Source organism: Pseudomonas pichavaramensis (assembly GCF_050473265.1).
Classification (GTDB): Bacteria; Pseudomonadota; Gammaproteobacteria; order Pseudomonadales; family Pseudomonadaceae; genus Aquipseudomonas.
The window spans coordinates 182,770-204,562 of sequence record NZ_JBJKFJ010000003.1 but is presented as its reverse complement, the minus strand read 5'-3'; the positions used below and the strand labels follow the sequence as shown (position 1 = coordinate 204,562).

At 64.8% G+C, this 21,793-nt stretch carries 19 protein-coding genes and 1 pseudogene; 7 read left to right on the top strand and 13 right to left on the bottom strand.

The genetic code is table 11. The features are described from left to right. The first annotated feature begins 59 nt into the window (after positions 1 to 59). Positions 60 to 1,583 (top strand): fumarate hydratase, encoded by a 1,524-nt coding sequence (locus ACJRW5_RS06710; RefSeq protein ID WP_197856182.1) that lies wholly within the window; start codon positions 60 to 62, stop codon positions 1,581 to 1,583. Between the two features lie 142 nt (positions 1,584 to 1,725). Here the strand turns inward: ACJRW5_RS06710 and dsdA are convergent, their stop codons facing one another. Next, positions 1,726 to 3,087 carry a D-serine ammonia-lyase gene (gene dsdA, locus ACJRW5_RS06705; protein ID WP_484569753.1) on the bottom strand — a complete coding sequence of 454 codons (1,362 nt, stop codon included), beginning with the start codon at positions 3,085 to 3,087 and terminating at the stop codon, positions 1,726 to 1,728. 135 nt (positions 3,088 to 3,222) lie between these two features. Between dsdA and ACJRW5_RS06700 the strand changes: the two genes are divergently transcribed. Further along, complete coding sequence (locus ACJRW5_RS06700; RefSeq protein WP_484569752.1) at positions 3,223 to 3,897, top strand: DUF1028 domain-containing protein; 675 nt, start codon at positions 3,223 to 3,225, stop codon at positions 3,895 to 3,897. Here ACJRW5_RS06700 and zapE read toward each other — a convergent pair. From zapE to ACJRW5_RS06685, 3 genes are read right to left on the bottom strand one after another with little or no spacing between them, the layout of a single operon-like run. Next, positions 3,894 to 5,021, bottom strand: coding sequence for a cell division protein ZapE (gene zapE, locus ACJRW5_RS06695; RefSeq protein ID WP_484569751.1), 1,128 nt, complete (start codon positions 5,019 to 5,021; stop codon positions 3,894 to 3,896). The genes ACJRW5_RS06700 and zapE overlap by 4 nt on opposite strands. Next, complete coding sequence (locus tag ACJRW5_RS06690; RefSeq protein ID WP_484569750.1) at positions 5,018 to 5,902, bottom strand: carbon-nitrogen hydrolase family protein; 885 nt, start codon at positions 5,900 to 5,902, stop codon at positions 5,018 to 5,020. The genes zapE and ACJRW5_RS06690 overlap by 4 nt, the downstream gene beginning before the upstream one ends. Continuing rightward, complete coding sequence (locus ACJRW5_RS06685; protein WP_484569749.1) at positions 5,902 to 6,489, bottom strand: GNAT family N-acetyltransferase; 588 nt, start codon at positions 6,487 to 6,489, stop codon at positions 5,902 to 5,904. The genes ACJRW5_RS06690 and ACJRW5_RS06685 overlap by 1 nt, the downstream gene beginning before the upstream one ends. Before the next feature lie 112 nt (positions 6,490 to 6,601). On the opposite strand from ACJRW5_RS06685, the gene ACJRW5_RS06680 reads away from it, so the two are divergent. Next, the gene (locus ACJRW5_RS06680; RefSeq protein ID WP_484569748.1) at positions 6,602 to 7,000 is read left to right on the top strand and encodes a nuclear transport factor 2 family protein; all 399 of its coding nucleotides are present in this window, start codon (positions 6,602 to 6,604) and stop codon (positions 6,998 to 7,000) included. Between the two features lie 43 nt (positions 7,001 to 7,043). Here the strand turns inward: ACJRW5_RS06680 and ACJRW5_RS06675 are convergent, their stop codons facing one another. The 3 genes and pseudogenes from ACJRW5_RS06675 to ACJRW5_RS06665 form a co-directional block, all read right to left on the bottom strand. Next, positions 7,044 to 9,194 (bottom strand): TonB-dependent siderophore receptor, encoded by a 2,151-nt coding sequence (locus ACJRW5_RS06675; RefSeq protein ID WP_484569747.1) that lies wholly within the window; start codon positions 9,192 to 9,194, stop codon positions 7,044 to 7,046. Positions 9,195 to 9,456: 262 nt separating this feature from the next. Continuing rightward, complete coding sequence (locus ACJRW5_RS06670) at positions 9,457 to 10,380, bottom strand: p-hydroxyphenylacetate 3-hydroxylase reductase component (protein ID WP_484569746.1); 924 nt, start codon at positions 10,378 to 10,380, stop codon at positions 9,457 to 9,459. 38 nt (positions 10,381 to 10,418) lie between these two features. After that, positions 10,419 to 11,590 (bottom strand): annotated as a pseudogene (locus ACJRW5_RS06665) (p-hydroxyphenylacetate 3-hydroxylase oxygenase component). Positions 11,591 to 11,850: 260 nt separating this feature from the next. On the opposite strand from ACJRW5_RS06665, the gene ACJRW5_RS06660 reads away from it, so the two are divergent. Further along, positions 11,851 to 13,074, top strand: coding sequence for an MFS transporter (locus ACJRW5_RS06660; protein ID WP_484569745.1), 1,224 nt, complete (start codon positions 11,851 to 11,853; stop codon positions 13,072 to 13,074). On the opposite strand, the gene ACJRW5_RS06655 is transcribed toward ACJRW5_RS06660, so the two are convergent. The 4 genes from ACJRW5_RS06655 to ACJRW5_RS06640 are packed head-to-tail and all read right to left on the bottom strand — an operon-like array spanning position 13,061 to position 17,178. Further along, positions 13,061 to 14,236, bottom strand: coding sequence for a Bcr/CflA family multidrug efflux MFS transporter (locus tag ACJRW5_RS06655; protein WP_484569744.1), 1,176 nt, complete (start codon positions 14,234 to 14,236; stop codon positions 13,061 to 13,063). The two genes, ACJRW5_RS06660 and ACJRW5_RS06655, sit on opposite strands and share 14 nt — an antisense overlap. A gap of 58 nt (positions 14,237 to 14,294) precedes the next feature. Continuing rightward, on the bottom strand, positions 14,295 to 15,617 hold the full coding sequence (locus ACJRW5_RS06650) for a TRAP transporter large permease (RefSeq protein WP_484569743.1): 1,323 nt from the start codon (positions 15,615 to 15,617) through the stop codon (positions 14,295 to 14,297). After that, positions 15,614 to 16,147 (bottom strand): TRAP transporter small permease, encoded by a 534-nt coding sequence (locus ACJRW5_RS06645; protein ID WP_484569742.1) that lies wholly within the window; start codon positions 16,145 to 16,147, stop codon positions 15,614 to 15,616. The genes ACJRW5_RS06650 and ACJRW5_RS06645 overlap by 4 nt, the downstream gene beginning before the upstream one ends. Positions 16,148 to 16,152: 5 nt before the next feature. Then, positions 16,153 to 17,178: a TRAP transporter substrate-binding protein gene (locus tag ACJRW5_RS06640; protein WP_484569741.1), complete on the bottom strand. Its 1,026-nt coding sequence runs from the start codon at positions 17,176 to 17,178 to the stop codon at positions 16,153 to 16,155. Between the two features lie 284 nt (positions 17,179 to 17,462). On the opposite strand from ACJRW5_RS06640, the gene ACJRW5_RS06635 reads away from it, so the two are divergent. Next, positions 17,463 to 18,728, top strand: a complete 1,266-nt coding sequence (locus ACJRW5_RS06635) for an OprD family porin (RefSeq protein ID WP_484569740.1) — start codon at positions 17,463 to 17,465, stop codon at positions 18,726 to 18,728. Here the strand turns inward: ACJRW5_RS06635 and hpaA are convergent. Continuing rightward, on the bottom strand, positions 18,707 to 19,621 hold the full coding sequence (hpaA, locus tag ACJRW5_RS06630) for a 4-hydroxyphenylacetate catabolism regulatory protein HpaA (RefSeq protein WP_484569739.1): 915 nt from the start codon (positions 19,619 to 19,621) through the stop codon (positions 18,707 to 18,709). The genes ACJRW5_RS06635 and hpaA overlap by 22 nt on opposite strands. Before the next feature lie 18 nt (positions 19,622 to 19,639). Then, positions 19,640 to 20,062, bottom strand: a complete 423-nt coding sequence (gene hpaR, locus ACJRW5_RS06625; protein ID WP_484569738.1) for a homoprotocatechuate degradation operon regulator HpaR — start codon at positions 20,060 to 20,062, stop codon at positions 19,640 to 19,642. 301 nt (positions 20,063 to 20,363) lie between these two features. On the opposite strand from hpaR, the gene ACJRW5_RS06620 reads away from it, so the two are divergent. Further along, positions 20,364 to 21,011: a fumarylacetoacetate hydrolase family protein gene (locus tag ACJRW5_RS06620; RefSeq protein WP_484569737.1), complete on the top strand. Its 648-nt coding sequence runs from the start codon at positions 20,364 to 20,366 to the stop codon at positions 21,009 to 21,011. Between the two features lie 10 nt (positions 21,012 to 21,021). Then, on the top strand, positions 21,022 to 21,786 hold the full coding sequence (locus ACJRW5_RS06615) for a fumarylacetoacetate hydrolase family protein (RefSeq protein ID WP_484569736.1): 765 nt from the start codon (positions 21,022 to 21,024) through the stop codon (positions 21,784 to 21,786). Positions 21,787 to 21,793: the final 7 nt, after the last annotated feature.

Here is a 21,793-nt window from a genome sequence, read left to right as displayed (position 1 = left end):
TGCGCCGGGTCATGATTCGGCGCTTCCTTATAGATGTTCCCTGATAGAGGAGCGCCCCAATGACCGTGATCAAACAGGACGACCTGATCCAGAGCGTCGCCGACGCCCTGCAGTTCATCTCCTATTACCACCCCGTCGACTTCATCCAGGCCATGCACGAGGCCTACCTGAAGGAAGAGTCGCCGGCCGCCAAGGACTCCATGGCGCAGATCCTGATCAACTCGCGCATGTGCGCCACCGGCCACCGCCCGATCTGCCAGGACACCGGCATCGTCACCGTGTTCGTCAAGGTCGGCATGGATGTGCGCTGGGACGGCGCCACCATGAGCGTCGACGACATGATCAACGAAGGCGTTCGTCGCGCCTACAACCTGCCGGAAAACGTCCTGCGCGCCTCGATCCTGGCCGACCCGGCAGGTGCCCGCAAGAACACCAAGGACAACACCCCGGCCGTCATCCACTACTCCCTGGTTCCGGGTGACAAAGTGGAAGTGGACGTCGCGGCCAAGGGCGGCGGCTCCGAGAACAAGTCGAAGATGGCCATGCTCAACCCGTCCGATTCGATCGTCGACTGGGTGCTGAAGACCGTGCCGACCATGGGTGCTGGCTGGTGCCCGCCGGGCATGCTCGGCATCGGCATCGGCGGTACCGCCGAGAAGGCCGCGGTGATGGCCAAGGAAGTGCTGATGGAGCACATCGACATCCATGAGCTGCAGGCCCGTGGCCCGCAGAACCGCATCGAAGAGCTGCGCCTGGAGCTGTTCGAGAAGGTCAACCAGCTGGGCATCGGCGCCCAGGGTCTGGGCGGTCTGACCACTGTGCTCGACGTCAAGATCATGGACTACCCGACCCACGCCGCATCCTTGCCGGTGTGCATGATCCCCAACTGCGCTGCCACCCGTCACGCTCACTTCGTGCTGGACGGCTCCGGCCCGGCCGAACTGGAAGCGCCGGATCTGGACGCCTACCCGGAAATCGTCTGGGAAGCCGGCCCGAGCGCGCGCCGCGTCAACCTCGACACCCTGACCCCGGAAGAGGTGCAGAGCTGGAAGCCGGGCGAGACCGTCCTGCTCAACGGCAAGATGCTTACCGGCCGCGACGCCGCGCACAAGCGCATGGTCGACATGCTGAACAAGGGCGAGCAACTGCCGGTGGACCTGAAAGGTCGCTTCATCTATTACGTCGGCCCGGTCGATCCGGTCGGTGACGAAGTGGTTGGCCCAGCCGGCCCGACCACTGCCACGCGGATGGACAAGTTCACCCGTCAGATCCTTGAGCAGACGGGTCTGCTGGGCATGATCGGCAAGTCCGAGCGCGGCCCGATAGCCATCGACGCGATCAAGGACAACAAGGCCGTGTACCTGATGGCCGTCGGCGGCGCCGCTTATCTCGTGGCCCAGGCGATCAAGAAGTCCAAGGTGCTGGCCTTCGAAGAACTCGGTATGGAAGCCATCTACGAGTTCGAAGTGAAGGATATGCCGGTCACCGTCGCCGTCGATACCAACGGTGAGTCGGTGCACATCACCGGACCTGCGATCTGGAACAAGAAGATCGCCGAAAGCCTGGCGGTGGAAGTGAAGTAAGCAGCCACGCTGCAAGAAGAAGCCCGGCCAAGTGCCGGGCTTCTGCGTTTTCAGGCGCGGCGCTTATCGCTCATGAGTGGGAGCCGAGCCCCGCCCCGGCAGAGAAGCTTCGCCCCGGGGGCGGGGCTGCTACAGACCTGCGTCAATCCTCACCCGAACGCTGCAACAGCAGTTGCCGGCCGCGCGCCAGGTAGCTGTCCATTTCAGCCTCCGGCACCATGCTGCCGCCGGTCGCCCAGACCAGATGGGTGGCGCGAGCCATGCGCGCCGAGGTCAGCCCCATGCGCTGGCGATAACCCTGCCGTTCATCCAGCACGTGCAACGGTCCCGGCATACCGGCCAGGGCAGACGGCTCCAGACGCTGACCTTCGCTCTGCTCCAACTGCGCCAGGTAGCAAAACAGCTGATCGTCGCTGACGGTGTAGTAGCCGTCGATCAGCCGCTGCATGGCGCGTCCGACGAAACCGGACGGCCTGCCAACGGCAAGACCGTCCGCCGCCGTGCGATTGTCGATGCCAAAGTCCTGCACGGACAGCTCTTCATGCCGGCCGGTGTGCACGCCAAGCAGCATGCACGGCGAGTGGGTCGGTTCGGCGAACAGGCAATGCACCGCATCGCCGAACGCCAGTTTCAGCCCGAAGGCCACACCGCCCGGCCCGCCGCCAACGCCGCACGGCAGATAGACGAACAGCGGGTGCTCGTCATCGACCAGGATGCTGGCAGCCCGCAGTTGCTGCTTGAGGCGCTCACCAGCCACCGCGTAACCAAGAAACAGGTGTCTGGAGTTCTCGTCATCGACGAAGTGGCAACGCGGGTCGCCTTCGGCCTGACGCCGCCCCTGCTCCACGGCGACGCTGTAGTCGCTGGCGTATTCGACCACGCTCACCCCGTGGGCACGCAGCCTGTCCTTCTTCCACTGCCGAGCATCGGCGGACATATGCACCGTGGCCTGAAACCCCAGACGCGCGCTGATGATGCCAATCGACAGGCCGAGATTACCGGTGGAACCCACCGCCACCTGATAGCCGCCGAAGAAGGCACGCAGCTCATCGCTGTCGAGACAGGCGTAATCGTCATCGAGGCTGAGCAGCCCGGCGGCCAGTGCCAGCTCCTCGGCGTGCTTGAGTACCTCGTAGATACCGCCACGGGCCTTGATCGAACCGGAAATCGGCAGATGACTGTCACGCTTGAGCCACAGCGAGCCGAGCTCACCGGCGCCCTGTTCGCTCAGCAGCGCCTGCATGTGCGGTAAATGGAGAATATCCGACTCGATGATGCCGCCACTGCCGGCCGTCTCGGGAAAAGCCTTGGCCAAATAGGGCGCGAAACGCTTGAGCCGAGCGCTGGCGTCGAGCACATCGGCAGCACTCAGACCGACATCGGCCAGCGCCTGCTCGGCAGGCGCGACGCCCGGGTTGAACCAGCTGGTTTCATGCAGCGCGATCAACTCGTCAAGCAGTGGATATTCCGCGCACCATTGCTCGATCGACTGGCCAAGCACCATCGGAGATTCCTCATTGCAGACAGAAACAGCCGGCATTAGACGACGCCCAAGCGGTTCTGGCAAAGGCCGTTGAACAACCTGCGGAACGATAGGGGCCGGGCCCTGGCCTAAACGGGAAACCGCCAAGGAGGTGCCATGACCTTTTCCATCGTTGCCCGTTGCCCGCACAGCGGTCAGTTCGGTGTCGCCGCCGCCACGGCCATGCCTGCGGTCGGCAAACTGCTCAGCCATGCAGCCGCCAGGGTGGGCGCCGTGGCGACCCAGGCGCAGGTCAACCCCTACCTCGGCCTGGATGGCCTGGATCTGCTGAGCCAGGGGCTTACCGCTCAGCAGGCGCTGCAGCAGCTGCACGGCACCGATCCCTGCATGCAGCTGCGCCAGTGCGCACTGATCGACGCCCAGGGCGACACCGCTTGTTGGACGGGCGACGCATGCATTCCCTGGGCCGGCTCGCTGAGCGGCGAACAGTTTTCCGTGCAGGGCAACCGCCTGGTCGGCCCGCAAGTGCTGGACGCCGTGGCAGCTGCCTTCTCCCGCGAGCAGCAGCGCCCATTGATCGAGCGGCTGATCGAAGCGTTGGCGGCTGGCGATGAGTGCGGCGGCGACCGTCACGGCGAGTCATCCGCGGTGATCTACGTGGTCGACCAAGAGCAATACCCGCTGTGGGATATCCGCGTCGATCACCACCGTGACCCGGTCGCCGAATTGCGCCGCCTGCACGAGGTTTTTGCCCGCGAGGTGCTGCCGGAGGTGCTCGCCATGCCCACGCGCGACAACCCCGCCGGCAAGGCTGCTGAAGATTCGGTCTAGCGAGCGGCGCTGCCGAAGCGTTGCAGCTGCATTTCATGTAGACGACTCAGGGTGCGCCGGAAGGCGAAGTCGAGGTAGCCCTGGGTGTACAACTCATCCAGCGCTACCTCGGCGTCGATATAAAGCGGTACGCGGCGCTCGTAGCATTCGTCGACCAGGGCGATGAAACGCCGTACCGCATCGTCGTTACGCGCCAGAGCCGGTAGCTTTCGATCGCCGGCATCGACCCGCTCGGCACCATCCTCGGTGCCTCGGGCGATGCGCCCCTCCCGCGGAGGTCCCCCCAGGCAAGGCACGTCGCTGAGAAAGATCGCCGTGTGGCGCTGGCACAGTTCGATGAAATCGGCGGCGGCCAGCGGCTGCTCGCACAGTTCACTGAACCGGCACCACAACAGCGACGCAGTGTGAGCCAGCGCGGCAATACGGCGGTGGGCCAGCTCGAGCGGCTCATGGCTTGGCGGCTGCCCTTCGCTCAGACGTGCGAAGGTCTCGGTCAATGCCTGAGGCTGTCGCACCCAATAGCGCTGGCAGAGCGTACCGGGATGCAGACGATGATCCTCGTCGCCATCCACCGCCACCACCTGCATGTGCTGCTCGAGCGCGGCGATGGCAGGCAGGAAGCGCTCGCGGTTGTAGCCGTCCTCGTAGAGGCGTTCGGGCGGCTGGTTGGAGGTGGCCACCAGCACCACGTCCTGCTCCACCACCAGGCTGAGCAGGCGACCAAGCAGCATGGCGTCACCGATATCGCTGACGAACAGCTCGTCGAAGCACAGCACCCGTACCTCGCGGCCCAGTTCCTCGGCGAGCAGGCGCAACGGGTCGGCATTGCCGGTCAGCTGAAACTGGCGACGGTGCACCCACTGCATGAAATGGTGGAAATGCTGCCGCCGCGCCGGCACCCGCAAGGCGTTGTAGAAGCTGTCCATCAGCCACGTCTTGCCGCGCCCGACCGGGCCCCAGAGATAGACGCCCGAAGGTATTTCGCCACGGTGCACAGCCTCGTGACAGTGCTGCAGTGCCAGAACCGCACGTTGCTGCGCAGCGTCGGCGACGAAGCCGGACGCCAGTGCCCGCTCGTAAGCTGCCTGCGGGGAATCCGGCAGCCCTTGGGCAATCACGCTCAACGCAGCACCAGCCGACCATCATCCAGTTGGCGCGGCCAGTCACGGCGGGTGAATACCTGGCCTTGCTCACGCACACGACGCACCTCGGCCAAGTCCAGTTCGCAGATCAGCCAGTGACTGCGCGAAGGGCACAGCTCCTCGCTCTCGGCGACGATGCCACTGGCCGGCATGCCGTAGTCCGACGGTACGTAAAGCGAGGCACGGCCGTAGCCCTCATCCAGCGACGGCGACCAGGGCGCCAGGCCGACGGTCGGTGAGTGCAGCACGGCGATCTGGTTCTCCAGCGCGCGGGCCTGGGCGCCGATGCGCACGCGGTAGAAGCCGGCGACGGTATCGGTGCAGCTCGGCGCCAGGATCAGGTCAACGCCGGCCTCGGCCAGGGTATGCGCCAGCAGGGGGAACTCGTTGTCATAGCAGATCAGGATGCCCAGCTTGCCCAGCGGCGTGTCGAACACCTTGAGGCCGTTACCGGCGGCGATGTTCCATTGCTCCAGCTCGAAGCGGGTCATGATCAGCTTGTCCTGGTAACCCAGGTTGCCCTGCGGGCCGAACAGCCAGGCGCGGTTGCGATACACGCCATCCTCGTCCAGCACCGCCACCGAGCCCGGTTGCAGGTAGACGTTGAGCCGGCGCGCCAGGCTCTCGCACAGTTCCAGCCAGCGCGGTAGCAATGGCTGGATGCCGGCGATGGAGCCATGCAGATCACCGCGCTCGGCTTCGGGCAAAAGGCCGGTGAGCACCAGCCCGGCGTACTCGGGCAACAGCAGCAGCACTGCGCCCTGCCCGGCGGCCTCTTCGCACAGTTCGGTCAGATGCGCGGCGTAAGCCTCCCAGCTTTGCAGCAGGTCGATATGGTACTGACAGGTGGCAACCTTGATCATCAGACAAGCTCCTTGAGCCAGAACGACATGGGCTTGGCCGATTCCTCGGTTTCGTCCAGGTCGCACCAGGTGTATTCGGTGTGCAATTCGGGGTGATGGCGATAGCCACGACGCATCCAGAATTCGTCCAGCGGCTGGTAGTCATGGGGCCGCCGTGGGTGATCGAGCGGCCGCTGTACGGCGCAGAAGGTACACCAGTCGAAGCGTCCCAGGCGCCGCGCATGGGCTTCACGTTCGGCAAAAAACCTTACGCCCAGGCCATGCCCACGCCAGGCCGGCAACACCACCGACTCGGCGCAGTAGAAGATGCGCGCCGGATTCCAGCCGGCCTCGATGAACGGCCGCTGGAATTCTTCGGTCTCGTCGGCCAGCGGCAGCGCCGTGGAGGCGCCGATCACCTGGCCCTGATCACGCACCAGCACGCAGAGGCTGTCCTTGCTGCGCATGTAGGTGTCGAGGTACTCGGCCTCGTAATCGAGGCTACCGTCGTAGAGATAGGGAAATTCGCGGAAGACCGTGATACGCAGGTGCGCGAGGTCCTCGATGTGGGGCGCGATCTGCGGCCCCTGGAGCAATTCGATGTCCATCTGGAGTCGTTCGCCAGCAGCAGGATGACGCCGGCGGCTATGCCAGCGGAAAGCGGCGAACTTATCATGCGGGCCGGCAAACCACTAACCACACTACGAAAGGAACTTAGCCATGACCGCCACCGAACTGGTGCAGGCCTACTACGCCGCCTTCAACGCCGGCGACATGCCCGCCTTCCTCGACCTGCTGGCCGACGACGTGGTGCACGACATCAACCAGGGCGAGCGTCAGGTTGGCAAGGCCACCTTCGCGGCCTTCATGGACAAGATGAACCGCTGCTACCGCGAGCGCCTGGCCGATATCGTGGTCATGCAGAACGCTGAAGGCAGCCGCGCCGCCGCCGAGTTCGTGGTCCACGGCGAATACCTGGCAGACGACGAGGGCCTGCCGCCAGCCAACGGCCAGACCTACGTGCTGCCGGCCGGTGCCTTTTTCGACATCAAGGACGGCAAGGTCGCGCGCATCAGCAACTACTACAACCTCAACGACTGGATCGCCCAGGTCTGCTGAGGTGTAACGCCTTGCCGGGCCAACCCCGGCAAGGCGTCAGCCTTCAGAAACTCACCGTCGCCGCCAGACGGGCCGTGCGCGGCGCGCCCTGGAACAGATAGCCATCGCCCAGGTACTCGCTGGCATCGCGCCAGTAGCGCTTGTCGAACAGGTTGTCCACGCTCAGGCGCAGCACCGTCTCGTAGCCCTCGACACGCAGGGTGTAACGCCCGCCCAGATCGAACACGGCGTAGTCATCCACCTTCACCTGCCCGGCCTGGCTGGCGTACTTGCTGCCGCTGTACTGCACGCCGCCGAGCAGCGCCAGGCCGTCGAAGCCCGGCACGCGGTAGTCGAACGACAGGCTGCTGCGCAGCGTCGGCACGTTGATCGCCTGATGCCCTTCGTACTCGGCCGTGCCGCTGCCGGTCACCCGCGCGCGGATCAGCGCGGTGCTGGCCGCCAGTTGCAGGCGCTCGGTCAGCCAGCCGCTGGCCGCCAGCTCCAGGCCGGTGTTGTGCTGCTCGCCCTGGGCCACATAGGTGTAGCTGCCATCGCCGTTAGGCCGGCTGTACTGGTAATCGCGCTCGATGCGGAACAGCGCCACGCTGGCACTGACCCGGCGCCAGTCGCGTTTTAGGCCGAGCTCATACTGGCGCGAGTCGGCCGGGGCCAGAATCGCCTCGGCGTTCGTGGCAAACCACGGCGCCTCGCCGCCCTGCGCCAGGCCTTCGCTGTAGCGGCCGTAGAGCGTGGTGTCTTCACGCGGCTTGTAGATCAGCGCCAGATCGGGGAGGAACTCGCTGCGCTGGGTATGCCGTGCCTGCACGCCGCTGCCGTCATAGGCCTCTTCGTCGAGACGGACCAGACGCCCGCCGAGTACGGTCTGCCAGTGCTCGTTGAAGCGGATGCGGTCGTTGATGAACAGCGCGTACTGACGACTGTCGAGGCGCCGGGTCTTGTCGCTCAGCGCCGCGCTGGCCTCAGCCAGCACGGGCGCCGGCTGGTAGATATTGCCGGTGCCGACCCATTCGTTGACCGCCGTGCGCCGCTCGACGATGCGCCGCGAGGCGCCGCTGCCGAGCGTCAGATGATGGTCGAGGAAACCGGTGGCGAAGGTGCCGCTGAGGGTCGCCTCCAGCTCGTCGTTCCAGCGCGTGTCGTCCGGGCTGCGGTAGTCGTAGACGTCGTAGTCGCCCTCGGCGCTGAAGTAGTTCGCTACCGCATCGCTGGCGCAACTGGCGGCGCCGTAGCAGCCCCAGGCGAAGGCGCTGTAATCGTCGATCACCACATGGCTGCGCGATGCACTCAGGGCGCCGACCCAGGCCTCGCTGAAGCGGTACTCGAAACGCCCGCTGGTATTCAGCGAATCGATGCCCACCGGCTTGGCCCAGCCCGGGTGCGCCAGCTTGTCGCTGGGGTCGATGCCGTGGGGCACGCGGCGCCCGCCAAGCAGCTGATAACCGGGCGCCGACAGCTGCTCGCGCTGCTGGTATTCCACATCCAGCTGCAGCAGTGCATCGGGGCTGATGTTCCAGTCGAAGGCCAGCGAGGCGAAATCGCGCTTGCCATCGGAGTGGTCGACATAGGAGCGGATGTCCTCATGCGCCAGGTTGGCGCGCAGGCCGAACTGCTGCTCGCTGCCGAACCAGCCGCCGACATCGGTGGCCAGGTAGCGCTCGCCCTGCTCGTTGGTCGAGACGGTCACCGAGCGCACGTCCGCGGCCCGCTTGGTCACGTAGTTGACCAGACCGCCCGGTTCGGACACCCCGGCCTGCAGCCCGGCCAGGCCCTTGAGCAGCTCGACCCGCTGCTTGTTCTCCAGCGCCACGTTCTGCTCGCCGGCAATGGTGCGGCCGTTGATCTTGTAGCTGCTCGCCGCATTCAACGAGAAGCCGCGCACCACGAAGTTCTCGTAGTACCCCACCGGCGCATAGCTGTCGCCCACCGAAGCGTCGTTCTTCAGCACCTCGCTGAGCAACCGGGGCTGCTGGTCGGCCAGCAACTGCTCGCTGATCACCGTCACCGAAGCCGGCGTGTCGCGCAGCGGCGCATCGTCATAAGCCGTCACCGACGCTCGCTTGACCCGGTAGTTGTCGGCCCGCTCACCGGTCACGGTGGCGGCATCCAGCTCGGTCGGTTCTTCCGCCCAGAGCAAGGTGGGAGTCAAGGCCAGCGCCAGCAGGCTGTAGGTAAAGCGGGGTCGGTACGACATCAACGAACTCCAACGGCAGCCTGCCTTCAGGCGCAGACCAGCCCTGGCGCAACGAGCCGGCACCGGGGCAGCAGATCAAAGGGACGTGCGGATAGGGACTGCCCGTGCGCAGGGCTCACCCTGCCAACACCAACGGGGCAGCGACCGCCACACTGCAGAAAGCAGTGGACGCGAAGTGTCCTACAGGAAGGCACACAGCACCAGACGGACGGTGGGGTCTGACAAACACGCGTCAGCCCCTGCACCGCCTCACAGGCGCTGATCAGAACTGGCGAATGATCGCCTGCAATACTGTCTTGAAGGTGTCGACCTGCTCCTGACTGAAGCCGGCAAACACCCGCCGCTGCTGTTCATCGGCAATCTGCCAGAGGCGCTCGGCCTGCTCCATGCCGGCACTACTCAACGTATGGCCGCCCGCCGTCGGGACCAGCAGCCCCTCGGCCGCCAGGCTATCGAGACCTTCGGCAATTTCCCGCTGCGGCAGATCAATCAGTTGCTGCAACTGGCTGCCGTCGAGGCCGCCGTCCATCTCCAGTGCCATCAGCAGGCGCGCCTCCCGGGTACGCCGCCCGGCCGCCAGCTGGCGCGGCTGGTAGTCGGCCTGATAACGGCGCACCGCCTGCGTCATCAGGTAATAGAGATTGTCCTGCAGGCGCCCGCCGAAGGCCGTGGCCGCAGGTTCATCCGTGCGTTTGCCGGTGCCCGGATGCGGTAACAGCGAGCAGTAGGCGCCCTGATGATAAAGCAGCGGAGCACGGCCGAAATCGTCGAAGGCCAACACCTGGCCGATCAGAATCCAGTGATCGCCGCCGTCGATCTGCTGCACCAGGCGGCACTGCAGGCGCGCGGCGCAGCCCGGCAGCAACGGCATACCAGCCTGCCCGGTTTCGACCTCGATAGCGGCAAAGCGGTCATCGCCGGGGTGGGCAAAGCGGTTGGACAGCTCGATCTGTTCGGCCGCGAGAATATTCACCGCAAAGTGCCCGGCATCATTGAACACCGCATAGCTGCTGGAACGCTTGTCGATGCTCCAGAGAATCAGTGCCGGCTGCAGCGACACCGAGTTGAAACTGTTGGCCGTGACGCCAACCCGGCGGCCGTCCACGGCTGCAGTCATCACCGTCACGCCGGTGGCGAAATTGCCCAGCACGCGGCGCAGCGCGCGTGGTTCGAATACGTCGTTCATGCTTGTCTCCTGTTGCGACGCAGATACCTGTAAGCCCGTCAGACCATGCTCGGGTCGGGCTCCAGGCCCATCAGTTCACGCCCGAGGATCTGCGCGCAGACGTCGTAGTCGGTGTAGGCATGGGCACCGGTCATGTGCGAATCGCGGAACAATCGCTGCATCTCGTTGCTGTCGAACCAGCTGCTGCCACCCGCCGCCTCGAACAGGCGGTCGACGGCCTGAATGCACATCTTCACCGCGTAAGCCTGATTGGTGCGCCAGAAGGTCAGCGTGCGCGCATCCGGGTACTGCTGGCGCTCGCCGTGTTCGGCATGTTCCTGCCAGGTCTTTCGAGGAAGGCCCGCGCCGCTGCGACCTGATGAGTCGACTCGGCCAGGCGCATCAGCGCCGGCGTCGCCGTGCCGACACTGGCACCGGTGTAGGCACGTACACGGCTTCTGGTCTTTTCTGCGTAGACCACCAGCATGCGCTCGGCGATGCCCAGGCTGATGGCGGCAAAGCCGCTGGCGAAATAGGGGCGATAGGGCGCATAGAAAATCTTGCTGTCGGGGTACAGACCATAGCCGGCCGAGCGCCCTTCCATCATGTCCTTGGCCGCTTCGATCCGGTGCTCAGGAATGAATACGTCCTTGAGGATCAGGGTCTTGGTACCGCTGGCCTTCATACCGGCAACATACCAGTCATCGCGGATTTCATAGTCACGGCGCGGCACTACGCCAAAGCAATACAGCGGCGGCTCGCCCTCTCCAGCCGGGCGGCGAAAACCAACGATGGCCCACTCGGCGTGATCGCAACCGCTGCTCCAGCCCAGCTCGCCGTTCAGGATGATGCCGCCCTCGACATTCTGTGCCTTGCCGAATGGCGCGATGCTGCTGCTGGCCGTGGCATCCCGATTCTCACCCCAGACATCCTCCTGCAACTGACGCGAGAACATCGCCATCTGGTGACTGTGGGTACACAACAGGCTGAAGGCCCAGGCGGTGCCGCCGCAGGCACCGGCCAGCGCCGCCACACAGTCGGCGAACTGCGGCAGGGAAATCTCCATACCGCCATAGGCACGTGGCTGTAAAGCACGGTGCATGCCGATGCCCTTGAGCATGGCGATATTTTCGTCCGGCACGCGGCGTTCCTGCTCGGCACGGGCGGCATTGGCGGCAATTGCGGGGAGGATTTCCTGCAGCGCGGTCAGCAGCGCATTGGCTGTTTTCATGAGGTTATCCTTTTTATTAGATGTTCACGAAATAACTGCAGCGCAATCCGGACAGCCGTACGCGCTGGCAATGGATTTCAATTATGGACAGGGTATTTACCGGTAAAAATGGACGTTACACGGGATAGATTGCACTTTTCATGAACATCAATGCTCAAACCCATCGGCAAGGCGGGGAGATGACACCAAAAACAATTCATTAACAAGCTAACAAAAAAGACTAGAATGCAGGCCTCGCCGCCCCCGGAGCAACGCCTGCCATGCGTGACTGGCCCGATTCTCTGCGCGCCATGCGCCATCGCAACTTCCGTCTGTATTTCTGCGGCCACGCCATCTCCACGCTGGGCACCTGGATCCAGCAGGTGGCGCTGGCCTGGCTGGTCTACCGGCTGACCGACTCCACCGCCCTGCTCGGCCTGACCACCTTTGCCGCGCTGATTCCGCAACTGCTGGTCGGCCCCTTTGCCGGCGCCTGGATCGACCGCCACGACAAGCGCCGGCTGTTGATTCTGGTGGAAGGCGCGCTCGCTCTGCAGGCCCTCAGCCTGGCGCTGCTGACCGCCAGCGGGCTGATCAACGCCAGCCTGATCGTGGCCATGGCTGCCGTGCTCGGCGTGCTCAATGCGGTGGACACACCGCTGCGCCAGGCGCTGCTCAGCCAGTTCGTCAACGACCGCAGCGATCTGCCCAATGCTCTGGCGCTCAACGCCTCGCTGTTCACCCTGTCGCGCTTTATCGGCCCGCCGCTGGCCGGGGTGCTGCTGGGGCTGTTCGACGAGGCGCTGTGCTTCGCCCTCAATGGCATCTCCTACCTGGCACTGATGATCGGCCTGCTGTGTGTGCGCATGGGGCCCTCGCCACGGGCCAGCGGATCGTTCCGCAACGTGTTCAGTGAAGGCCTGCAGTACGCCCTGGGCAATGCCCGGGTGCTGCAACTGATGCTCAGCGTACTGGTGGTCAACCTCACCGCCTCCAGCTATGCCGTGCTGCTGCCGGTGTTTGCCCGCGACATTTTCAGCGGTGATGCCAGCACCCTGGGTTGGCTGTGGTGCGCCGCGGGGGTCGGTTCGCTGGCGTCGAGCCTGCTGCTGGCCGGCCGGCAGAACACCCGCGCGCTGCCGCGGCTGATCCTGCTGGCTTTGCTCATGAGCGCCGCCGGCATGCTGCTGATGGCCACCAGCACGCACCTGTGGCATGCCCTTTGCGCCATGGCCCTGCTCGGCTTTGCCATCACCATCAGCAACGTCGGCACCAATATCCTGCTGCAGAGCGAAGCGCCGGAGGCTCTGCGCGGCCGGGTGGTGGCGCTGTACACCTCGATCCGCTTCGGCTTCGACGCCATCGGCGGCCTGCTCGCCGGCATCGCTGCTGCGCATTACGGCGTGCGCGGCGTCATGGCGGTCAGTGCGGTACTGCTGCTGGTCTACTTCCTCAGCGCGTTGCGCAGCCGCGAGACTGACGCGGCTCCGGTCAACGCCGACTGAGCAGCCAGGCCAGGCCGACGCCGCAGCCGGTAATGCCGATCACCAGCCCCATCGGCCAGGGCGTACCGTCATACAGCTGGCCAACTGCCAGGCTGCCAAGGGTGCCCAGGCCGAACTGCGCCGCTACCGCCAGCCCAGCCGCTGCACCTGCCTGTTTCGGGAACAGCGCCATCAGGCTGGCCAGACAGTTGGCCAGCAGCAGCCCGGTGACACTGACATAACACAGCAGGCAGACCACCACTGCCGGCAACCCGCCCCAGCCATTGCCCGTGCACAGCAGCAAGGCCACCCCGGACAGTGCCGCCAGCACGGAACCGAAGCCGAGCATCCAGTCCACCCCGAGGCGATGGACCAGCCGCGCATTGAGCCAGCTCATGACCATGATGCCGCCGATGTTGAGGCCGAACAGCCAGCCGTAATGCTGCGGCGACACACCGAAATACTCGATGTAAACGAAGGGCGAAGCGGTGATATAGGCAAACATGCCGGCAAAGGCCAGGCCCATGCACAGGATGTAACCCAGCGCCCGTGGTTGCCGGGCAATCTGCCCGTACGCGAGGAAGGCATGCGCCACCGAATGCCCACGCGACTCATGCGCCAGGGTCTCGGGGATGCGCCAGTAGACCAGCAGCAGGCACACGCCGGCGAACAGCATGAGGCTGGCAAACAGCAGTCGCCAGCCGCTGAAGAGAATCAGGTAGCCACCGAGCAGCGGCGCCGCCAGGGTGGCGATCATGGTCACCTGCTGCATCAGTGACAGCACCCGCGCGGCGTCCTTTAGCGGGAACAGGTCACGCACGATGACCCGCGCCAACACTGAAGCCGCCGCCCCGCCCAGCGCCTGCAACAGACGGAAGCCCACCAGTTGCGGCACATCGGCGGCCAGCACGCAGCCCAGGCTGGCCAGCAGATACAGGCCGATCCCCAGCAACAGCAGACGGCGCCGACCGAAGCGATCAGACAGCGGCCCGTAAACCAGCATGCCCAGGCTGAAGCCGGCGAGGAACAGGCTGATGGTCAGCTGCGCCTGCGCCTCGCTGGCGCCCAGATCACGGGCAATCAGTGGCAGGCCCGGCAGGTACATGTCGATCGACAGCGGGCCGAAGGCGACCAGGGCGGCGAGGAGAACGATCAGACGCTTGGGTTGACTGGCAGCAGACATGCAGGGCTCACATCAATCAGGAAGGCCGCCCGCAGGCGGCCTGTTTGCAGAGAACGGCCTAGAGCGTCAGCAGCCACAGGCTCAAACCGGGGAACAACGCCAGCAAGGCAATGCGCACGACGTCGGAACAGAGGAACGGCACGATGCTGCGTGCGGTCTCGGCATAGGGCACCTCGCTCGCACTGCGCTGGACGATGAACAGGTTCATCCCCAGAGGCGGCGTGATCAGGCCGATCTCCACCACCATCAGCGCGAGAATGCCGAACCAGATCGACTTGTCCGACTCGCTCAGACCGAAGAAATCCAGGCCCATGATCATCGGGTAGAAGATCGGGATGGTCAGCAGGATCATCGCCAGCGAATCCATCACACAGCCGAGCAGCAGATACAGCAGCAGGATCAGCAGCAACACCAGCATCGGCGCCAGACCACTGTCGATCACCAACTGAGCCAGCTCGGCCGGCATCTGCGTCAGCGCCAGACCGGCATTGAGCAGATCGGCACCAAGCAGCACGAGGAAGATCATCGCCGTGGTCTGCGCCGTGCCCAGCAGGCTGGCACGCAGCCCCATCCAGCGCATGCCACCCTGCAGCGCAGCCAACAGGCCGCAGGCCGCCGCGCCGATGGAGGCCGCCTCGGTGGGGTTGGCCCAGCCGCCGTAGATGCCGACGATCACCACCAGGAATACCCCGATCACCGGCGATACGCCGAGCAGCGCACGCCCGCGCTCCTGCAACGAAGCCGGCTGCGAACGGGTCGCCTGCTCAGACTCGCGGCCAATCACCAGGCGCAGCACCAGCATGTAGCCGATCACCGCCAGAATCCCCGGGATCACCGCAGCGACGAACAGCTTGGCGATCGACTCCTGGGTCAGCACCGCATAGATGATCAACGGCACCGACGGCGGAATCAGAATGCCCAGGGTACCGCCAGCCGCGACACTGGCCGTGGCCAGCCCTCCGCTGTAGTGATGGCGGCGCAGCTCCGGCAAGGCGACGTGGCTCATGGTCGCCGCAGTGGCCAGCGACGAGCCGCAGATCGCGCCAAAGCCGGCACAGGCGCCGATGGCCGACAGGCCCATGCCGCCGCGCCAGTGCCCGATAAACGCCGCGGCGCAGCGGAAGATGGCCCGCGACAGCCCACCATGGGTGGCGAACTGGCCCATCAGCACGAACAGCGGAATCACCGCCAGGTCGTAGTTGGACAGCCGCGAATACGTCAGGTTGTTGAGGGTGAACAACAGGCTCGACAGATCACCCTCGTTGACCGCCCAGAAGCAGGCCACGCCCCCCACCAGCATGGTGATGCCGATATGCACGCGCAGCACCAGCAGCAGCGTGGTGATCCCCAGAGCCAGCAGGCCCATGACCAGACCGCTCATGACAACCTCCCGACACCGCGCCAGACTTCCCCGGCACGTGCCAGCGCACACAGGCCGAGCAACACCAGGCTGGGTACGATCAGCAGCAACGGCAGCCACAGCGGCAAGGCCAGCAAGGTGGTGGTGTCACCATACTCACGGTTGTCGAGCATCTGCAGCCAGGTGCGCCAGGCCAGCAGCCCGGCCACCAGCGCGCAGAGCAGATGCGCCAGTACATCCAGCCCGGTGCGCACAGGCTGCGGCAGCCAGGCGCTCAGCGCATCGACGCGGATATGCTCGCCGCGCAGCTCGCACAACGGCAGGAAGGCGGCAATCGCCACCGCCGCGCCCACCTCGATCAGTTCCATGTCGCCACGCACTGGCGTGGCAAACAGCTTGCGGCCGATGATTGACACCACCGACATACCAATCAGGCCCAGCAACAGCAGCCCGCCGGCCAGGGCAAAGCCCTGGCTCAGCTGCTGCAGGATACGGCGCACCCAGCCCGCCGGGCGTTCCTCGGCGAACGCCACCTCCATCGACTCCTGCATGAGACTTACTGCGCAGCCACAGCGGACAACTGGCGCACGTGCTGCACCAGCGCCTGACCGTCGAGGCCCTTGTCAGCCGCCTCGCTGATCCACTGTTGCACGGCCGTCTGCGAGGCCTGCTGCATGGCCTGGTAGGCCTCTGGTGCGATCGCCACGCGGCCGCTCTCCGGCGTATTGGCCAGGGCCTGATCGGCGGCGGCGTCCCAGGCCGTGGCGAAGTGCTCGGACAACGCAGCGCCGCTGTTGCGCTCGATGATCGCCTGCAGATCAGCCGGCAGGCTGTTGAACTTGCGCGGGTTCATCAGCATCGCCAGTACGGTGTAGCCGAAGGCCGGCTGCCCCTGCGGCGGCACGCTGTGATACTCGGTGACTTCATCGAGCTTGGTTGCCGGCACCACTTCCCAGGCGGCCAGTGCGCCATCGACCACCCCCTTGGAAATAGCCTCGGTCATCTGCGCCGGCGGCATGCTCACCGGGGTCGCGCCCAGGCTCTCGATGGTCTTCGCCGCAGTGCGGCTCGAAGCACGCAGCTTGAGGCCAGTGAGATCAGCCAGGCTGTGGATCGCCTTGCCACGGCTGTGCAGATTCATGCCGCCGTCGCCATGCACCACCAGCACCTTGTAGCCCTTGAAGTCGTCCTGGGCGTACTGCTGGTAGTAATCCCAGATGATGCGGTTGCCGGCCTGCCCGCCATAGGGCAGGACGAAAGGCAGCTCCAGCGCCTCGACTCGGGGGAACTTGCCCGGCGAATAACCCGGCGCCGTCCAGACGATATCGGCAACGCCATTGCGCGCCATGTCGGCCAGCTTGGCCGGGGTGCCGCCGAGCTGCATGGAGGGGAAGATCTGACACTGGATGCGTCCGACCGACTCCTCGCCAAGCTGGGCACACCAGGGCTCGATGATGTGGCTCTGGGCATTCGAGGTGGAAGGCAGGAAGTGGGCAATCTTGAGGGTCACACGGTCGGCAGCGAGAGCGCCGCCGGCACCGCCGAGCAGGCTGCACAGCAAGGCCATCTTGAGCATTTTCATGGGTCCAGCTCCGTTCTTGTTGTTGTCGCAAGGGCTGTAGCGGGCCGGAAGGCGCCGCCCGCGATGAATTTAATAAGTTAACTTTTTACCAAGAACTGTCAACTCGACGCAGGTCTTAGCCTTTCCAAAAACATATAAAACACTTAAAAATCAGCAATATAAGCATGGAAAAGTTTTAAAACGAGCAGCCAAGCATGCGTTGCGCACACTTGTTAACAGGTTAACAAATGATCTAAATTGAGCCGGCCCGCATGGGCACCGACCTATTCCTGGAGACAAAAACAATGATCAGGATCCCGCGTAACTCCCCGGCCCTCGCCTGCCTGGCCGGTTCGCTATGCAGCCTCAGTCCGGCCGCCCTGGCCGAATTCATCGACGACAGCACGCTGCGCCTGGATGCCCGCAACATGTACATGAACCGCGACTTTCGTCAGAGCGGCGCCGCTCAGGCCAAGGCCGAGGAATGGGCGCAAGGTTTCACCGCCCGCTTCGAATCGGGGTTCACCGAAGGCACCCTGGGGGTCGGCGTGGATGCCATGGCCCAGTGGGGCATTCGCCTCGACTCCAGCCGCGCGCGCCGCGGCACCGGCCTGCTGCCCTCTGGGGCGGACAGCCAGGAGCCGGAAAACCAGTTTGGCGAACTGGGCGTGACCGCCAAGGTGCGTCTGTCCAACAGCGTGCTGCGCCTGGGCACCCTGCAACCACAGTTGCCGGTAGCGGCCTACAACGACACCCGCCTGCTCTCTTCGAGCTACACCGGCAGCCTGCTCACCTCGCAGGAGATCGACGGCCTGACCCTCAACATCGGCCGTCTGGAGAAGATCAACCTGCGCGACTCGTCCAGCAACGACGAGATGAACTACGCCGGCGTGGAAAGTGCACACCTGGACCTGGCCGGCGGCAGCTACGCGCTGACGCCAAACCTGAGCCTGAGTTACTACTACGCGCAGATGGACGATCTCTACCGGCAGCACTTCGCCGGGTTGGTGCACAACACGCAACTGGCCGAAGGCATCAGCCTGAAGACCGATCTGCGCTACTTCACGACCCGCGAGCAGGGCGCGCAGAATCTGCGCAGCGCCGCCCGAGTGGACGACGGGCGCATCGACAACCAGTTCTTCAACGGCATGCTGACCCTCGGCCTGGGCGCGCACAAAGTGGCCGCCGGTTACCAGAATCTCTCCGGCAAGGGTGACTTCGCCTACCCGGGCATGGACCCCTACTCGGTCAACCTGGTGACCATCAACGTGTTCACCAAGGCCCAGACCGATGCCTGGCAACTGCGCTACGACTATGACTTCGCCAGCCTCGGCATTCCCGGCCTGAGCTTCATGAGCCGCTACGTCAGCGGGCGCAATATCGAGACGGCCAGCGTCAGCGGCGGCAAGGAGTGGGAGCGTGACAGCGATCTGGTCTACGTCTTCCAGGACGGCGCACTGAAGGGCTTCAACGTGCGCCTGCGCAACGCCACCTTCCGCTCCAGCGGTGGCCTGAGCACCGACATCGACGAAACCCGGGTGATCCTCGGTTACAGCCTGCCGCTGTTCTGATCGACGCGGCGCCGGGCGCGATAGTCGCCCGGCGTCAGCCCGGCATGGCGGGTGAAGAAGCGGCTGAAATAGGCCGGATCGCGAAAACCCAGCTGATAGCCGATCTGATTGGCCGTCGCCCCACTGAACAACAGCAGACGCCTTGCCTCCTGCATCAGCCGCTCGAACACCAGGCGCTTGGAGGGCATGTCCGCCACGCGCCGGCAGACCTCGTTGAGGCGCGCCTCGGTCACCCCCAGCTGCGCCGCATAGTCGCCCAGCGGCAGATGCTCGCGGTAGCAGGCCTCGATCAGCTCGTTGAAACGACGAAAGATCAGCAGATCCTCGCGCCGCGCCGGCTGTGCCGGCAAGGAGCCGGCAAACAGGCGCAGCAGGCTGATAAAGAGCAGCCGGGTCAACGCCTCGAGGCTGGCCGCCCGCCCCGGCAACCGAGCCGAAAACTCGCGGCCCAAGGCAGCAAACAGACCATCAAGGCGCTCGGCCTCAGCACGCAAACCCTCGTCCAGCTCGGCCAACGCCACACACACCGGCGCCACCTCTGCGCCACGGGCCAGGCCGTGCTGCTCATCGAGCAGCGGCCAGACCAGCTGCTGGCGCACGGTCAGCACATGACCATCACTACCAGGCTCGGTCACAAAAGCGTGAGTCACGGTCGGCGGCGTGAGAAAGAACAGCGGCCCCTGCTGCTGATAGCCCTGCTCGTCGAGGTAGACGCGCACACTGCCGCTGCTGATGTAGTGCACTTGAAAAAAACGGTCGTGGCGGTGCGCCGGCATGTTGCGGCCGAAGAAGTCGGCAAGCTTGCCGAGCGCCTCGTAATGCACTTCGGCATCGGCATAGCGCTGATCATAGACCTGGCCGATATCGATGTTGGGAATCGCCTGTGTGGCCATCTGCGCCTGCCTGCTCGATCAGGGCTTGATCTGTTTCAGCTCGTTGAGCAGCGTCAGCAACTGCTGCAGCTTGTCGGCGCCGAAGCTTTCGAGGATGCGCTGGTAATTGCGCTCCATGTCCTCGCTCATCGCCACGAAGCACTGCTGACCGCGCTCGGTCAGGCCGACATAGACACGGCGCTGATCCTGCGGCGACTTCCAGCGGCGCACCACACCATCGCGCTCCATGCGCGACAGCACGCCGGTCATGCTCGGCTTGAGGATGCAGGCCTGGCTGGCCAGCTGGTGGGTTTCCATCTCACCGGACTGGCGCAGGATGCGGATGATCCGCCACTGCTGCTCGGTCAGGCCGTGCTGGTTGAGCGACGGTCGGAAGAAGCCCATGGCCGCTTCACGCGCCTGCAGCAGAGTGAGAGTCAGGGAGGGACGAGGGGCGCTCATGAATGGGTGGCTCTCCGGCCGGCTGGGAAATAGATAGGAATTTAACCAATTTCCGCTAGTGCCAGGCAAACCCTGCGCACTGGCCAAGCCAGGCAAACATCCTGGCCGCGCTGGACAATCGCCAGGCGCAGAAAGCCCGTTAAATAACCCTCCGCGCAAGGCCGGGCCACGTCCGCCTTGACCATAATTAACATATTAATTATAAAATTAGCATGTTAACGAATCACTGGTGATTCCGCCGTCGATGCGGATCAGCCGCCTTTATCCGCTGGCCACTGCCAGCCCGATCCAGGAGTGAAGCATGCGCCGCCCCGCTAGCGAAATCGCCACAGGCACCCTGTTCGGCATCGCCCTGAACTACCAGGGCCTGCTCGACAGCCGACTGGCTGAATTCAACGAGCCGCCCTACCAGAAGCCACCGGTCAAGCCGGTGCTGTTCATCAAGACCCCCAATACCCGCAACGCCGACGGCCAGCCCGTGGCCATGCCCGCTGGCGAACGCCTGCAACCCGGCCCGGCGCTGGGCGTGGTGATCGGCAAGACGGCCAGCCGCGTCAGCGAGCAGGACGCCCTCAGCCACGTCGCCGGCTACCTGATCGTCAACGAATTCAGCCTGCCGGAAGTCAGCTACTACCGCCCAGCGGTCAAGGCCAAGTGCCGCGACGGTTTCTGCGCCCTGAGCAGCGAAGTAGTAGCACTGGATGACCCGCACAACCTGACCCTGACCCTGCTGGTCAACGGCGAAGTGCGCCAGGAAAACACCACCGCCAACTTCGTGCGTAGCGTGCCGCAGCTGATCGCCGAGCTCAGCGAGTTCATGACCCTGCACGAAGGCGACGTGCTGATCACCGGCACCCCGGAAGGTCGCGTCGACGTGCAGCCCGGCGATCAGGTCGTGGTGGAAATCAGCGGCCTGGGCCGTCTGACCAACAACATCGTGGCGGAATAAGGAGAGCACCATGAAACACGCCCGTATCCGCTACCAGAACGAAATCCACGCGGTCACCGTCGAGGCCGACAACGCCGTGCGCCTGGCCGATGGCCGCCTGCTTGCAGAGGCCGAGGTCGAGTGGCTGCCGCCGGCCGAAGGCAGCATGTTCGCCCTGGGCCTGAACTACGCCGACCACGCCGCCGAGCTGGCCTTCAAGGCACCGACCGACCCCTTGGCCTTCATCAAGTCGCCGGGCACCTACACCGGCCACAACCAAGTCACCTGGCGCCCGGACAACGTCAAGTACATGCACTACGAGTGCGAGCTGGTGGCGGTGATCGGCAAACCGGCGAAGAACGTCAAGCGCGAAGACGCCCTCGACTACCTGGCCGGCTACACCGTATGCAACGACTACGCGATCCGTGACTACCTGGAAAACTACTACCGCCCCAACCTGCGGGTGAAGAACCGCGACTGCACCACCCCGGTCGGCCCGTGGATGGTCGATGCCGCCGACGTGGCCGATCCGTCGCAGCTCAAGCTGCGCACCTGGATCAACGGCGAGCTGAAGCAGGAAGGCACCACTGCCGACATGATCTTCGACATTCCCTACCTGATCGAATACTTCTCCAGCTTCATGACCCTGCAGCCGGGCGACATGATCGCCACCGGCACGCCGGAAGGTCTGGCCGACGTGGTGCCGGGCGATGAAGTGGTGGTGGAAGTGGAAGGCGTTGGCCGTCTGGTCAACCGCATCGTCAGCGAAAGCGATTTCTTTGCCGCCCGCGGCTAATCAAAAC

Excerpts from the sequence above, each read along its gene's own strand:
- ACJRW5_RS06710 (WP_197856182.1), top strand. The coding sequence starts at position 60 with ATGACCGTGATCAAACAGGACGACCTGATCCAGAGCGTCGCCGACGCC.
- dsdA (WP_484569753.1), bottom strand. The coding sequence starts at position 3,087 with ATGGTGCTTGGCCAGTCGATCGAGCAATGGTGCGCGGAATATCCACTG.
- ACJRW5_RS06700 (WP_484569752.1), top strand. The coding sequence starts at position 3,223 with ATGACCTTTTCCATCGTTGCCCGTTGCCCGCACAGCGGTCAGTTCGGT.
- ACJRW5_RS06690 (WP_484569750.1), bottom strand. The coding sequence starts at position 5,902 with ATGATCAAGGTTGCCACCTGTCAGTACCATATCGACCTGCTGCAAAGC.
- ACJRW5_RS06685 (WP_484569749.1), bottom strand. The coding sequence starts at position 6,489 with ATGGACATCGAATTGCTCCAGGGGCCGCAGATCGCGCCCCACATCGAG.
- ACJRW5_RS06680 (WP_484569748.1), top strand. The coding sequence starts at position 6,602 with ATGACCGCCACCGAACTGGTGCAGGCCTACTACGCCGCCTTCAACGCC.
- ACJRW5_RS06675 (WP_484569747.1), bottom strand. The coding sequence starts at position 9,194 with ATGTCGTACCGACCCCGCTTTACCTACAGCCTGCTGGCGCTGGCCTTG.
- ACJRW5_RS06670 (WP_484569746.1), bottom strand. The coding sequence starts at position 10,380 with ATGAACGACGTATTCGAACCACGCGCGCTGCGCCGCGTGCTGGGCAAT.
- ACJRW5_RS06660 (WP_484569745.1), top strand. The coding sequence starts at position 11,851 with ATGCGTGACTGGCCCGATTCTCTGCGCGCCATGCGCCATCGCAACTTC.
- ACJRW5_RS06655 (WP_484569744.1), bottom strand. The coding sequence starts at position 14,236 with ATGTCTGCTGCCAGTCAACCCAAGCGTCTGATCGTTCTCCTCGCCGCC.
- ACJRW5_RS06650 (WP_484569743.1), bottom strand. The coding sequence starts at position 15,617 with ATGAGCGGTCTGGTCATGGGCCTGCTGGCTCTGGGGATCACCACGCTG.
- ACJRW5_RS06645 (WP_484569742.1), bottom strand. The coding sequence starts at position 16,147 with ATGCAGGAGTCGATGGAGGTGGCGTTCGCCGAGGAACGCCCGGCGGGC.
- ACJRW5_RS06640 (WP_484569741.1), bottom strand. The coding sequence starts at position 17,178 with ATGAAAATGCTCAAGATGGCCTTGCTGTGCAGCCTGCTCGGCGGTGCC.
- ACJRW5_RS06635 (WP_484569740.1), top strand. The coding sequence starts at position 17,463 with ATGATCAGGATCCCGCGTAACTCCCCGGCCCTCGCCTGCCTGGCCGGT.
- hpaA (WP_484569739.1), bottom strand. The coding sequence starts at position 19,621 with ATGGCCACACAGGCGATTCCCAACATCGATATCGGCCAGGTCTATGAT.
- hpaR (WP_484569738.1), bottom strand. The coding sequence starts at position 20,062 with ATGAGCGCCCCTCGTCCCTCCCTGACTCTCACTCTGCTGCAGGCGCGT.
- ACJRW5_RS06620 (WP_484569737.1), top strand. The coding sequence starts at position 20,364 with ATGCGCCGCCCCGCTAGCGAAATCGCCACAGGCACCCTGTTCGGCATC.
- ACJRW5_RS06615 (WP_484569736.1), top strand. The coding sequence starts at position 21,022 with ATGAAACACGCCCGTATCCGCTACCAGAACGAAATCCACGCGGTCACC.